Here is a 13,491-nt window from a genome sequence, read left to right as displayed (position 1 = left end):
TTCCCGGATCCCGGAACGGCCGACCGGGATCGTCATCCGCGGGGACCCGTCTCACAGCATGCGGTCAGCTCTCCGCGGCCCCGTCCCCCTACGCTCGAGGGATGAGCACCACCCTGCACAACCACCGCATCCGCCTGGCCGCCCGCCCCCACGGCGAGCCCGTGCCTGATGACTTCCAGCATGACGTCATCGAGGTCCCCTCCCCGGCAGCCGGTCAGGTGCTGCTGCGCACCCGCTACCTGTCCCTGGATCCGTACGTGCGCGGTCGCATGAGTGCGGCGAAGTCCTACGCCGCGCCGATGGAGATCGGCGACGTGATCGAGGGCGGGACCGTCTCCGAGGTCGTCGAGTCCGCGGCCGAGGGCTTCTCCCCCGGAGACACCGTCCTGTCCTACGGCGGCTGGCAGGAGTACAGCCTCGAGCCCGCCGAGCGGCTGCGGCGGCTGGATCCGTCGGCCGCACCGGTCACCACCGCCCTGGGCGTGCTCGGCATGCCCGGCTTCACCGCCTACGCGGGGCTGCTCGCCATCGGGAAGCCGCAGCCCGGGGAGACGGTCGCGGTCGCCGCGGCCACCGGCCCGGTCGGCTCCGCCGTGGGCCAGATCGCGAAGCTCCACGGCGCCCGTGCCGTCGGCATCGCCGGCGGTGAGCGCAAGGTCGCCCATCTGCGCGAGCTCGGTTTCGATGCTGCCCTGGACCACCGCGCCGCGGACCTGCCCGGACGGCTCGCCGACGCCGCCCCGGACGGCATCGACGTGTACTTCGAGAACGTGGGCGGCGCGGTCTGGCAGGCCGTGCTCCCCCAGCTGAACGAGTTCGCGCGGGTGCCGGTGTGCGGTCTGGCCGCGCACTACAACGCGACCTCGCTGCCGGAGGGCCCCGATCGCAGCGCCCAGCTGATGCAGTCGGTGCTCTCCAAGAGCCTCACCCTGCGCGGCTTCATCCAGATCGAGTTCGTCCCCACCATGTTCGAGGACTTCCTGCGGGACATGACCGGCTGGGTCGCCTCCGGTCAGGTGCAGTACACCGAGGACATCACCGAGGGCCTGGATCAGGCCCCGGAGGCCTTCGTCGGCATGCTGCACGGTCGCAACTTCGGCAAGACGCTCATCCAGGTCTCCTGACCAGCTCTGCAGCTCCGGATCCACGGCCCGCATGAGGCGCGGGCCGTGGCATGCCTCTCACCCGGGGCACGGGGTTGGGAGCAGCCCGCGAGGGCTGTTAACCTTGACCCCGGTCGCTCTCGGCGACCACGGCTCTGTAGCTCAGTTGGTAGAGCGTTCGACTGAAAATCGAAAGGTCACCGGATCGACGCCGGTCGGAGCCACCATCACGAAGCCCCCTGGTCCGCCGGGGGGCTTCGTCGTGCTCCGCTGCGGTCACCTGCCTCGCGGCGACAGGTGATCCGTAGTGCCTCATGTCAAGATGCCCGCGAAATCCTTGATCTTGTGCGCCACGCACGCCGCGCCTACCGTCATTTCGTGACGCATGACGTTCTCGTCCTCCCTGCTCCGCTCCAAGCGCGTGGCCCTGAGGACGCCCTCGTGGACTTCCGCGCGACCGCCCCCTCCGCCGTCGCCCCGTTCGACGAGGCCGCGGGGGCGCTCGGAGACATCGTGGTCCACGGGCAGGACATCGCCCGGTCACTGGGCCTCGATCCGCGCCGGCCCTCACGGGAGGCGGCGCAGATCGGGGCCGAATTCCTCGACCGGAAGGATTTCGCGGTCTCCAGCAGCACGCTGGTCAACTGGCAGCGTCTGGAGGCGGCGGGCGACTCCGTCGCCGTGGGCGAGAGTCCCCCGGTGCGCGGTGCCCTGCGCGACCTGGTGATGGCGATGGCCAGCCGACCCTCCGTCCTCGACGCCCCGGAGGGGAAGGCGTCGAGGTGCTGGCTCGCCGCAGATTGAAATTGAATAGTTGATTTCGTAGTTCCACCTGTTTTGTCTGACCAGGTGGCTACTGTGAGCTGAGTGGTAGATCTCGCAGGACGACAGGAAGGTACGAAGATTCATGGCTGAGTTCAGTGAGCGGCTCGAGGCGCTGGCGACCAAGGTTCGCAATCAGGCCTCTGCCATAGAGACCGAGGAGGCGACGAAGAACGCCTTCGTCATGCCGTTCATCGCTTCGATCTTGGGCTATGACGTCTTCGACCCGCTAGAGGTGGTCCCGGAATTCACTGCGGACGTTGGCGTCAAGCGCGGGGAGAAGGTCGACTATGCCATCGTCCGCGACAACGAGGTGCAGATCCTCATCGAGTGCAAGGCGTCCCTCAAGCCGCTCAACATCGAGAACGCCTCTCAGCTCTTCCGCTACTTCGGCACCACGAACGCGCGCCTGGCGGTCCTGACGAACGGGGTCGTCTGGCAGTTCTACACCGACCTGGACGCGCCGAACAAGATGGATTCCAAGCCGTTCCTCGTCCTCGACCTCCTCGACATCGACGAGACTCTGATCCCTGAGATCCAGAAGATCAGCAAGGAGAGCTTCGACCTGGACTCGATCATCAATGCCGCCGAGGAGCTCAAGTACGTAGGAGCCATCCGTCGCGAGATCGCAGCGCAGTTCCGTGAGCCGTCTGACGATTGGATCCGCTTCTTCACCACGCGTGTTTACGACGGGATGTTCACGGCCAAGGTCCGTGAGCAGTTCACCAGCCTGGTCCGGAAGGCGTCCAAGCAGTTCCTCACCGAGCAGGTGAACGATCGGCTCAAGACCGCGCTGGGCGCTGGCGTCATCGCGTCCGTGGAGACCGCGCCTACCAGCGAGGTGTCCAGCCAACAGGTTGCCGAAGAGGACCTCGAGCGTGACACCGAGATCGAGACGACTCTCGAGGAGCTCGAGGCCTACCAGATCGTCAAGGCGATTGCCTGTAGCGAAGTGAAGCCCCATCGCATCGTCCACCGTGATCAGAAGTCCTACTTCACGATCCTCCTCGACGACAACAACCGAAAGCCGGTGGCGAGGCTTCACTTCAACACCCGTCAGAAGTACCTCGGGTTGCTCGATGAAGCGAAGGTCGAGACGCGACACCCTGTTGAGTCGCTCGACGAGATCTACTCGCATTCCGAGATGATCCGAGAGGCAGTCCAGCGGTACGCCTGAACCCGGCGGGGCGGCTGACGCGCCCAGCGCCTGCCTTACCGAGCGAGCTCTGACGGAATCTGCTGGGTTCGCCCGGGTCCGTCGGCCCTCGGGTCTCTCAGTGCGCGCCATACAGGTCCCAAGATCCCGCTCTTTCCCGCTCCGGCCCCCGTAGGCTGACCCGCAGACCGCCCGGGCGGGCCCGGGCACGACACCCTGGAGGACGATGATGTCTGCCGAGAACCCGGACCTCGAAATCGCCCAGGCGGCGACCCTGCGGCCCATCACCGAGATCGCCGAGCGAGCCGGCGTGCCCGGGGAGGCTCTGGTCCCCTACGGCGCGTACAAGGCCAAGATCGATGTGCGCAGGATGACGCCGACGGGGAGGACGGGCCGGCTGGTGCTGGTCTCGGCGATGTCGCCGACCCCGGCCGGCGAGGGCAAGTCGACCACCACCGTCGGCCTGGCCGACGCGTTCACCCTGCAGGGCCATCGCACGATGGTGGCGCTGCGCGAGCCCGCGCTGGGACCGATCATGGGCATCAAGGGCGGTGCGACCGGCGGCGGCCACGCCCAGGTGGTGCCGATGGAGGACATCAACCTCCACTTCACCGGCGACTTCCACGCCATCCAGATCGCGAACAACACCCTGGCCGCCCTGGTCGACAACCACCTCCACCAGGGCAATGCGCTGAACATCGACCCGCGCCGGATCCAGTGGAAACGGGTCCTGGACGTCAACGACCGGGCCCTGCGCAGGGTCACCATCGGTCTCGGCGGCCCCACCCAGGGCGTGCCCCGCGAGGACGGCTTCGACATCGTCGTCGCCTCGGAGATCATGGCGGTGCTGTGCCTGGCCACCGACCTGCAGGACCTGCAGGCCCGTATCGATCGCATCGTGGTGGGCTTCACCTACGACCGCGAACCCGTCAGCGTCGCCGACCTCGGCGTGGGCGGCGCCGTGACCATGCTGCTCAAGGATGCACTGCTGCCGAACCTGGTCCAGACCCTCGGCGGGACCCCGGCGCTCGTGCACGGTGGTCCCTTCGCGAACATCGCCCACGGCTGCAACTCGCTGTCCGCGACCCAGCTGGCGCTGTCGCTGGCGGACATCACCGTCACCGAGGCCGGCTTCGGCTCCGACCTCGGGGCGGAGAAGTTCCTGGACATCAAGGCCCGCCTGGGCGGCCTCTCCCCCGACGCCGGTGTGGTGGTCGCGACCGTGCGCGCGCTGAAGATGCACGGCGGTGTCGCCAAGAGCGACCTCGCCACCGAGGACGTCGACGCCGCCATGGCCGGCACCGCGAACCTCGCCCGGCACGTGGAGAACATGCGCAAGTTCGGGATCGAGCCGGTGATCGCGCTGAACCGCTTCCCCACCGATACCGAGGCGGAGCTCGCGGCGGTGCTGGGCTGGGCGCGGGAGCAGGGATTCCGGGCGGCGCTCTCGGAGGTGTGGGCGAAGGGCGGCGAGGGCGGTCTGGAGGTCGCCGAGCAGGTGCTCGCCGCGATCGAGCAGGACGAGCCCGACTTCCGCCACCTCTACGACCCGGCCGCCGGCATCGAGGCGACGCTGCGCACCCTGGCCCGCGAGATCTACGGGGCCGACGACGTCGTCTTCGAGGACCGTGCCCCGGCCCAGCTGCGGATGCTCAGGCGCAACGGCTGGGACACCCTGCCCGTCTGCGTGGCCAAGACCCAGTACTCCTTCTCCGACGATCCCACGGCGCTGGGCGCCCCCACCGGGCATGTGCTGCATGTGCGGGACCTGGTGCCGAAGATCGGTGCCGGCTTCGTGGTCGCGCTCACCGGAGCACTGATGACGATGCCCGGCCTGCCGAGGGAACCGGCGGCGCTGCGCATGGGCGTCACCGAGGGCGGGGAGGCCATCGGCCTGTTCTGAGCGCGCCAGCCGCAGGTACCGGAGCCGGCCAGCCGCAGGTACCGGAGCCGGCCAGCCGCGGGGATCGTCAGGATCCGTTCCACGTCCGCGCAGATCGTGGCACGGATCCTGACGATCCCTGCCGCCCGGCCCCGGACCGGCCTGGGCCACGCCACCGGCCGCCGGACGCACGGCTCAGTGCCGGGGGCGGCGCTCGGCGACCTGCTCGGCCTCGAGCTCGGTCTCGTCCTCGAGATCGATGTCGATGATGGCCTCGTCCTCGATCTCGGCGGCGCCGCCCTCGGGCTCCTCCCAGTTCGGATCGGTCAGCGGCTCCATCCGCACGGTGACCACGTTCTCCGGGAAGCGGTCGTGGCGGCCGTCGGCCATGCCCAGGTGGTCATCGCCCTCTTCGTCGAGGAAGCCGTCATCGTCATCGTCGTCGTCCCCGGTCCCGGCCAGCCGCGGCGTGAGCTCGTCGATGGCGTAGTCGCCGCCGCGCACGAAGCCGCGACGGAAGGCGGCCCGCCCCACCATCACGCTGGCGACCGGCACCGTGAGCATCTGCGCGAGCAGGACCACCAGCAGGAAGGCCGCCAGGGACCAGGACCTCGCCGCCAGCGCGGCCCCGGCGAAGACCAGGATCAGGCCCAGCACCTGCGGCTTGGACGCGGCGTGCAGGCGCATCAGCACGCCGTCGAAGCGGTTCAGGCCGATGGCCGCGACGACGCCCAGCAGCAGCCCGCCGCCGATCAGCACGGCGGAGATGATCTCGATGATCGTCACCGCTCCCCCTCCGTCGGTTCCTCGGGCCACCGGTGCCGTCCCTCGGCCCCGAAGCCGCCCGTCTCCGACTCCCCGGGTCGCTCGGGGTCCTCGCGGGGATCCTCCGCGCCCCAGGGGTCCTTCTCCGGGGCCGGTGCGGAGCGGTGATCGGGCCCGTCCTCCGGGACCGGGCCCGTGGTCGGATCGGGGTGGATCGCCTCATGCGGTGCGGTCTCGGTGACCGGTTCGGCGGCATAGCGGCTCTGGATCCCCTGCCGGGAGTCCTCGCGCGCGACGAAGCGGGCGAAGGTGACGGTGCCGATGAAGGCCAGGCCCGTCAGGCCCAGCATCGCCGGGCCGGCCCAGTCCGTGCCGGACTCTGCGGCGTACAGCGCCATCCCCATCACCACCAGGGTGACCAGGGAGTCGCTCGCGAGCGCCCGGTCCAGGATGGTGGGGCCGACGATCATCCGGTAGACGACGCCCAGCGCGGCCGCGGCGAGGACGGCGGCGAAGACCAGCAGCACGAGCTCGAAGCTGCTCATCGCAGACCCGCCTCCTCGAGGACCTCGCGGCGTCCGACGGCCCATAGCAGCCGCTCCTCCTGCGCGCGCACGCTGGTGCGCGCCTTCTCCACGGCCTCGGGCGTGCCGGCGTTGAAGGTGTGCAGGAACAGTGTGCCGGTGGCGCGCTGGGCCTCCACCACCACGGACCCGGGGATCAGGGTGCACAGCACCCCGGTGAAGGTCAGGAAGAAGTCGGAGCGCGAGGCCATGGTCACCGCGATCACGGAGCTGGGCGGCTGCGGGCCGGGTCGCAGGGCGAAGTATCCGACCTGGACGGCGGAGACCGTGCAGTCGGCGAGGAAGCGCAGCGCGAACCGGGTGAAGCGCAGCGGCCGCAGGGTCAGCTCGTGACCGGTGGGCGGCATCGGGAACAGGACGAACACCGCCAGGGCGACGACCAGTCCCCCGAGCAGGTTCTTGAGGTCGAGCCCGCCCCACAGCAGGCACCACAGGGCCACCGAGAGCATCATCCACACCCAGGAGCGGCGCAGGTCCCGGAGTCGTCGCACGATCATTCCTCGACCTCCTGTCCCTCGCCGTCGAGCCGCTGGCCCGCGTGGTCGATCCGGTACTCCAGTTCCTGGGCGGCCTCGTCGCCGAGCACCGCGCTGACGTACGGGACCCGCTCCAGGACCGAGCTCGCCGCGGAGTCCGCATAGGTCATCAGCGGGCCGGCCAGCACGGTGAGGGCCAGGGTGAACACGATCATCGCGGCGGTCGCCCCGCCCATCATCCTCGGCAGCGGGACGTCCCGGGCGATGATCTCCGCGCTGGGTTCCTGCCAGAAGGCGCGGTTCCAGATCTTGGCGATCGCGTACAGGGTGAGCAGGCTGGTCAGGACGCTGATGCCGATGAGGAACCAGCCGGAGGTGCGGTCGTAGGCGATGCCGGCCTCGATCAGGCCCACCTTGCCGATGAAGCCGGAGAACGGGGGGATCCCGGCGAGGTTCATGGCCGGGATGAAGAACAGCACCGCGATCATGGGCGCGAGCTTCTGCAGGCCGCCGAGCTTGATCAGGTTGGTGGTGCCGCCGCGATGCTCGATCAGCCCGGCGGCCAGGAACAGCGTGGACTGCACGGTGATGTGGTGGACAACGTAGTAGATGGTCGCGGCCATGCCCATCTGGGTGGTCATCCCGATGCCGAACAGCATGTAGCCCATGTGGGAGACCAGGGTGAAGGACAGCACGCGCTTGAGGTCCGTCTGCGCCACCGCGCCGAAGATACCGATGACCAGGCTCAGCGCCGCCGCCACCAGCAGCAGGGTCGAGGTCTGGGAGGCGGGGAACAGCAGGGTCTCCAGGCGCAGGATCGCGTAGATGCCGACCTTGGTGAGCAGGCCCGCGAACACGGCGGTGACCGGGGCCGGGGCCGTGGGATAGGAGTCCGGCAGCCAGGCGCTCAGCGGGAAGATCGCCGCCTTGATGGCGAAGGCCACCAGCAGCATCAGCTCCAGGATCATCCGGGTGCCGGGATCCAGCCCGTCCAGTCGCACGGCCATCTCCGCCAGGTTGACGGTGCCGACGGCGGAGTACACCGCGGCCACAGCGGCCAGGAAGATCACCGAGCTCAGCAGGGAGACGATGACGTACGTGGTGGCGGCTCGGACCCGGCTGGCGGAGCCGCCGAGGGTGAGCAGCACGTAGCTGGCCGCCAGCAGCACCTCGAAGCCCACGTAGAGGTTGAACAGGTCCCCGGCGAGGAAGGCCATCGACACCCCGGCCACCAGCGCGAGGTAGGTGGGGTGGTAGATCGCCACCGGGGTGCGCTCGATGTTCTCGCTGACCGTCTGCGCGCTCGAGTACACCAGCACCGCGAGGGTGACGACGCTGGAGACCAGCAGCATCAGCGCCGTCAACCGGTCCGCGACCAGCACGATGCCCAGCTGCGGGGTCCAGTTGCCGATCTGGAGGACCAGCACCCCGTCCTGGATGACGTGGTAGCCCAGCACGAGGGCGACGGTGACGATCGCGAGCAGGGTGAGGATCGCGATCCAGAGCTGGATCGTGGCGTAGTGGCGCAGCAGCAGCGTGAAGGCCGCGCCGCCCAGCGGGAGCATCACCGGCAGGGCGAGCAGGAGCTCGATGCTCATCCCTCACCTCGCCCTTCGGGGTGCTCGTGCGCGGTCCCGGCGCGGCGTCGTCCGCCGCGCGGTGGCAGCGGCTCGTAGCCCTCGTCGGCCTCGGTGGCATCCTGGGGGACGTCCTCGGCGCTGGTGAGGTCCGAGCCCAGCGGGTCCTCGTTCTCCGGCCGGAACATTCCCTGGGACTGGGCCAGCGCGCCCCGTCGCGACTCCTCGGAGAGCGCCTGTGACCAGGGCAGGGGCTCGGCGTCCTCGGTCCGTCGGCGCCGCCGCCGCAGCACCCGCCGGTCCTCGACGTCGTCAGGGACCTCGTCATGGCCGAACAGCTGCCAGGCCCGATAGGCCAGGGCCATGCCGAAGGCGGTGATGCCCAGCGAGATCACGATCGCGGTGAGCACCATCGCGAAGGGCAGCGGATCGGTCATCTGCGCGGGATCGGCGCTGCCCTCGAAGGGAGGCAGACCGGGCTTCCCGGCCGCGATGATGAACAGCAGGTTCACCCCGTTGCCGAGCAGCACGAATCCCAGCACGATCCGGGACAGGGTGCGTTCGAGCACCAGGTAGACGCCGCAGGCGACCAGCACTCCGGCGGTCAGCAGCAGGGCGAGGCTAACGGGCATCGGTCTCCGCCTCCTGCTGCTGGTCGATCTGGGAGCCGAGGGAGCGCAGGAAGTCGAGCATCACGCCGAGCACGACGAGGTAGACGCCGATGTCGAAGAGGAGGGCGCTGGGGACGTGCAGCTCGCCCAGCAGCGGCACCTGCACGACCGGGGTCGCGGTGGAGAAGACGTTGCCGCCCAGCAGCAGCGGCAGCACGCCGGACAGGACCGCGATCGCCATGCCGGCACCGAGGACGAAGCCGGCCTGCACGGGCGCCGCCTCGCTCAGCTCGTAGCGACCGCCGGCGATATAGCGCAGCGCCAGGGCGAGGCCGGCCACCAGGCCCCCGGCGAAACCGCCTCCGGGCAGGTTGTGCCCGGCCATCAGCAGGTAGATCGAGAACATCATCATCATCGGGAAGGCGATGCGGGTGATGACCTCGAGCACCACCATGCGCCGCTCCGGCGCGAGGGTCAGCCCGGCCGACAGCCAGGTGCGCCAGCGGTTGCCGCCGGCGACGTCATCCGGGCGGGCGTCGAAGTCCAGCGCGTTCTGCGGCAGCTGCGAGCCGACGCGTCGACGCCAGATGGAGGTCTTGGACTCCAGGTCGCGGACCCGGGCGATCGGCCGCTCACGACGGGTGACGAAGACCAGCGACGCCACTCCCGTGGCCACCACCAGGAGCACCGCGATCTCGCCCATGGTGTCCCAGACGCGGGCATCGACGAGCGTCACGTTGACGACGTTGTGGCCGCCGCCGATGGTGAAGGCCTTCTCGATGAGCCCTGGTCCGAGCGCCGCACGGTAGCGGGCATCGGCCGCGTACAGCGTCCCGCCGCACAGCACCACGGCGGTCGCGATCGCGATCCCCCAGCGTGCCCAGGCCCCGATCCGCAGCGGCCGACGGGAGAAGTGCAGCGGCAGGCGCCGCATCACCAGCACCAGCACCACCGTCATCGCGGTCTCCACCAGCGCCTGGGTGATGGCGACGTCCGGGGCGCCGACGACCAGGAACAGCAGCGCCACGCAGTAGCCGGTGACGGTGATGAGGAAGACCGCGCGCAGCCGCCGACGGGAGCGGGCGGCGCCGAGCGCGGCCAGCGCCGCCACCGGCAGCACGATCAGCTCGACCGGGTGCTGGAAGAGCACCAGGTTCTGCGGCGGTGAGGTCTGGGTCACCGCGACCGGGGCGACCAGCGCGATCAGCACCACCAGCATGGTGCCCAGGGTGTACGGCAGGGAGCCGCGCTGGAACAGCGTGGTCGCCACGATCGACAGGGCGTCGGTCCCGCGCAGGATCCGCCGGAAGCCGCGCTCGGCGTCGAAGGCCTCGAGCAGGCCGCCGTCCGCCCAGGACTGCGGGGAGAGCTTCTTCTGCAGCCTCGCGACCGGGCGGGCGAGGGCGCACGTCACGATGCCGAGCCCGAGGGTGACCACGGAGGCCAGCAGCGGGATCCCGAGGTGGGGGACCACGGCGAGATGCACCTCGGCGCCGGTCCTCGGCAGCATCGAGGAGAAGGCGCGCAGGGTCTGCTCCAGCGGGCCGCCCACCAGCACCAGGCCGACCGAGAACAGGGCCACCACCGCCGGGGGCAGCCAGTAGAGCACCGCGATCCGCGGCCGCGCCACCTGCGGAGCGCCCGGGGCGCGACCGAAGGCGCCGTGGACGAACCGCCAGGAATAGGCGACGGTGAGGATCGAGCCCGCGATCAGGGCGAGCAGCAGCAGGCGCTGCCAGCCGCCGGCGGTCCACAGCGCGGTGAAGATCGCCTCCTTGGCGACGAAGCCGTACAGCGGCGGGACGGCCGCCATCGAGGCGGCCGAGAGGGTGCCGATCGCGGCGATGATCGGCGCGGCCCGCCCCACCCCGGACAGCATCCTCAGGTCACGGGTGCCGAATTTCTTGTCGATGATGCCGACGACCATGAACAGGGGCGCCTTGAACACCGCATGCGCGATCAGCATCGCCAGGGCCACCATCACCGCGTCGTGCGTGGCCACCCCGGCCACGGCGGTGAGGAAGCCCAGCTGGGAGACGGTGCCGTAGGCCAGCAGCAGCTTGATGTCCGTCTGGCGCAGGGCGCGCCAGCCGCCCACCACCATGGTCGTCGCGCCGACGGCCGCCAGGACGATCGTGACCACCTCGAGGTGGGTCAGCGCCGGAGCGAGGCGCAGGATCAGATAGACCCCGGCCTTCACCATCGCCGCGGCGTGGAGGTAGGCGGAGACGGGGGTGGGGGCCGCCATCGCCCCGGGGAGCCAGAAATGGGTCGGCACCAGCGCGGACTTGCTCGTCGCCCCGACCAGGATCAGGGCCATCGCCGTGATCAGGGACGGCCCCGCCTGCTCCCACATCGGATCCGCGACGATCACCGAGAGCCGCATCGACCCCGCCGGCACCGCGATCATCAGCAGCCCCACCAGCATCGCCAGGCCGCCGGCGGTGGTGGAGATCAGGGCGTTCAGTGCGGCACGGCGGGAGGCCTGCCGGTCCTGGTAGTGACCCACCAGGAGGTAGGAGAAGATCGTGGTCAGCTCCCAGAACGTGTAGAGCATCATCACGTCGTCGGCCAGCACCAGGCCCACCATCGCCCCGGCGAAGGCCGTCAGCAGCCCCGCGAAGCGACCCAGCCCGGGTTCGGTGTCCTTGAAGTACCGCGCGCAGTACAGCAGCACGATCGCCCCGATGCCGGTGGCGATCAGTGCCAGCACCCAGCTCAGCGTGTCCAGGCGGAACCCGAGGTCGATGCCGAGAGCGGGGATCCAGGTGACGGAGATCTCGCGCGGCGAGCCGGCGAGAGCGCGGGGGTCCAGCGATGCCAGCCAGAGGGCCGAGGCACCGGGGATCAGGGCCAGCGGGTAGAACGCATTGCGGCCGAGCCGCCGCACCAGCAGGGGTGCCACGAGCGCTGCCACCACATGGGCGAGCAGCATCGTGAGCACAGAGGTCTCCGTCCGGGCGGGGGGAGGGGAAGGGCCGGTGTCATCTTACGGGAGGCGGGCTCGGCGATCCTGCACCGGGACGCGGGGATCTCGGCGGATCCCGGACTCCCCACCCCGGGCCCCCATGCTCCGTAGAGTGTGCTCATGCCCAGCATCTCGGAGCCGGCTGCGCGCACCCCCGCCGCCCGTCGCACGCGTCCGCCCGTCGTCCCCTTCGCCCTCTGGGACGGGGGGATGTCGGCTTTCAGCTCGGTGATCCTCACCTTCGTGTTCGCGACCTACGTCGCCAGCGCCGTCGCCTCCGAGGGCGCGGTCGGCGAGGAGGCGATCAAGGCCGCGCAGGACCACGGCTCGCGGGTGCTCACCACCTGGCAGGCGATCGGCGCGGTGGCGATCGCGCTGCTGGCCCCCCTGCTGGGCAACCTCGCCGACCGCGGCGGTGCCCGCAATGCACTGCTGCGGATCACCACCGTGGCCACGGTGGTCGTCATCGCACTGATGCCCATGGTGGCGCTGGATGCCGACTACCTGGTGCTCGGGGCGGTGCTGATCGCGCTGGCCGTCGTGTTCAGCGAGCTGGCCGGGGTGTTCGTGAACTCGGTGCTGCCGGAGATCTCCACCCCCGCCAACCGCGGCCGCATCTCGGGCACCGCGTGGGCGGTCGGCTACTGGGGCTCGATCGTCTGCCTGGGCATGGTGCTGGTGCTGTTCGTGATGCCCGGCACCGGGCTGCTCGGCATCACCGCCGAGGGCGGCTGGAACTTTCGGGCGATCCCCCTGTTCGTCGCGCTGTGGATCCTGGTGGGCACGCTGCCGCTGATGCTGAAGGCGCCGAAGCACGCCGCCACCGCGCCCGGGGAGCGGTGGAACCCCTGGCAGGGCTATGCGCACATCGGCCGCCGCGTGATCCGGGCGTTCCGCGAGGAACCGATCATGCTGCAGTACCTGGTGGCCTCGGCGATCTACCGCGACGGGCTGGGGGCGGTCTTCTCCATCGCCGGCGTGCTGGCCGCCAACGCGTACGGTTTCTCCACCGTCCAGATCATCATCTTCGGCATCGCCGCGAACCTGGTCGCCGGGATCGGGGTGTTCCTCGGCGGCAAGGTCGACGACCGCTTCGGCCCCCGCCTCGTGATCATCATCGGCTGCGCCGGGATCATCGTGCTCGGTCTGGTGGTGCTGCTGCTCGCCTCGGCGCTGGTGTTCTGGATCGCGGGCCTCGCGATCTGCCTGTTCGTCGGCCCCGTGCAGTCCGCCTCGCGGAACCTGCTCACCCGGCTCTCACAGCCGGGCCGGGAGACCGAGAACTTCGGGCTCTACGCCACCACCGGGCGGGCGCTGGGCTTCCTGGGCACCGCCGCCTTCGCCGCGACCGTCGCGATCGCGGGCGATACCCGCACCGGGATCCTCGGGATCGTGCTGGTGATCGCGATCGGACTGATCGCCTTCCTGCCGATCCGGCTGGGTGCCGCCGGGCAGGCCTCGAGCGGCGACGGAGAGCTGCCGAGCAGTTCCTGAGAACAGTTCAGCGGTGCGAGGGTCGACGTCGGCCGACGGGTCAGAGCGCGACT

At 70.1% G+C, this 13,491-nt stretch carries 11 protein-coding genes and 1 tRNA gene; 6 read left to right on the top strand and 6 right to left on the bottom strand.

The window, feature by feature from the left end:
- The first annotated feature begins 101 nt into the window (after window positions 1–101).
- The 5 genes from ACHUEU_RS07960 (at window position 102) to ACHUEU_RS07940 (ending at window position 4,984) form a co-directional block, all read left to right on the top strand.
- Complete coding sequence (locus ACHUEU_RS07960; RefSeq protein ID WP_394215386.1) at window positions 102–1,124, top strand: NADP-dependent oxidoreductase; 1,023 nt, start codon at window positions 102–104, stop codon at window positions 1,122–1,124.
- A 130-nt stretch (window positions 1,125–1,254) separates the two neighbouring features.
- Window positions 1,255–1,330, top strand: a tRNA-Phe gene (locus ACHUEU_RS07955).
- A gap of 214 nt (window positions 1,331–1,544) precedes the next feature.
- The gene (locus ACHUEU_RS07950) at window positions 1,545–1,907 is read left to right on the top strand and encodes a hypothetical protein (RefSeq protein ID WP_394215385.1); all 363 of its coding nucleotides are present in this window, start codon (window positions 1,545–1,547) and stop codon (window positions 1,905–1,907) included.
- A gap of 103 nt (window positions 1,908–2,010) precedes the next feature.
- Window positions 2,011–3,102, top strand: coding sequence for a type I restriction endonuclease (locus ACHUEU_RS07945; RefSeq protein WP_394215384.1), 1,092 nt, complete (start codon window positions 2,011–2,013; stop codon window positions 3,100–3,102).
- A gap of 208 nt (window positions 3,103–3,310) precedes the next feature.
- Window positions 3,311–4,984: a formate--tetrahydrofolate ligase gene (locus ACHUEU_RS07940; protein ID WP_394215509.1), complete on the top strand. Its 1,674-nt coding sequence runs from the start codon at window positions 3,311–3,313 to the stop codon at window positions 4,982–4,984.
- A gap of 174 nt (window positions 4,985–5,158) precedes the next feature.
- Here ACHUEU_RS07940 and ACHUEU_RS07935 read toward each other — a convergent pair whose 3' ends face one another.
- The 6 genes from ACHUEU_RS07935 to ACHUEU_RS07910 are packed head-to-tail and all read right to left on the bottom strand — an operon-like array spanning window position 5,159 to window position 11,911.
- A complete protein-coding gene (locus ACHUEU_RS07935; RefSeq protein WP_394215383.1) occupies window positions 5,159–5,749 on the bottom strand; it encodes a cation:proton antiporter in 591 nt (196 codons plus the stop codon).
- The gene (locus ACHUEU_RS07930; RefSeq protein WP_394215382.1) at window positions 5,746–6,273 is read right to left on the bottom strand and encodes an MrpF/PhaF family protein; all 528 of its coding nucleotides are present in this window, start codon (window positions 6,271–6,273) and stop codon (window positions 5,746–5,748) included. The genes ACHUEU_RS07935 and ACHUEU_RS07930 overlap by 4 nt, the downstream gene beginning before the upstream one ends.
- Window positions 6,270–6,809, bottom strand: coding sequence for a Na+/H+ antiporter subunit E (locus ACHUEU_RS07925; RefSeq protein WP_394215381.1), 540 nt, complete (start codon window positions 6,807–6,809; stop codon window positions 6,270–6,272). The genes ACHUEU_RS07930 and ACHUEU_RS07925 overlap by 4 nt, the downstream gene beginning before the upstream one ends.
- Window positions 6,806–8,386 carry a Na+/H+ antiporter subunit D gene (locus ACHUEU_RS07920; protein ID WP_394215379.1) on the bottom strand — a complete coding sequence of 527 codons (1,581 nt, stop codon included), beginning with the start codon at window positions 8,384–8,386 and terminating at the stop codon, window positions 6,806–6,808. Before ACHUEU_RS07920 ends, ACHUEU_RS07925 begins: the two co-directional genes overlap by 4 nt.
- Window positions 8,383–8,997 carry a Na(+)/H(+) antiporter subunit C gene (locus ACHUEU_RS07915; protein WP_394215378.1) on the bottom strand — a complete coding sequence of 205 codons (615 nt, stop codon included), beginning with the start codon at window positions 8,995–8,997 and terminating at the stop codon, window positions 8,383–8,385. Before ACHUEU_RS07915 ends, ACHUEU_RS07920 begins: the two co-directional genes overlap by 4 nt.
- The gene (locus ACHUEU_RS07910; RefSeq protein WP_394215508.1) at window positions 8,987–11,911 is read right to left on the bottom strand and encodes a Na+/H+ antiporter subunit A; all 2,925 of its coding nucleotides are present in this window, start codon (window positions 11,909–11,911) and stop codon (window positions 8,987–8,989) included. Before ACHUEU_RS07910 ends, ACHUEU_RS07915 begins: the two co-directional genes overlap by 11 nt.
- A gap of 153 nt (window positions 11,912–12,064) precedes the next feature.
- Here ACHUEU_RS07910 and ACHUEU_RS07905 point away from each other — a divergent pair, with 153 nt between their 5' ends.
- Entirely contained in the window at window positions 12,065–13,438 is a 1,374-nt protein-coding gene (locus ACHUEU_RS07905; RefSeq protein WP_394215377.1) for an MFS transporter, read from the top strand.
- Window positions 13,439–13,491: the final 53 nt, after the last annotated feature.

Source organism: Brachybacterium vulturis (genome assembly GCF_043641765.1).
Taxonomy (GTDB): domain Bacteria; phylum Actinomycetota; class Actinomycetes; order Actinomycetales; family Dermabacteraceae; genus Brachybacterium; species Brachybacterium vulturis_A.
This window is presented reverse-complemented; position numbering and strand designations above follow the sequence as displayed.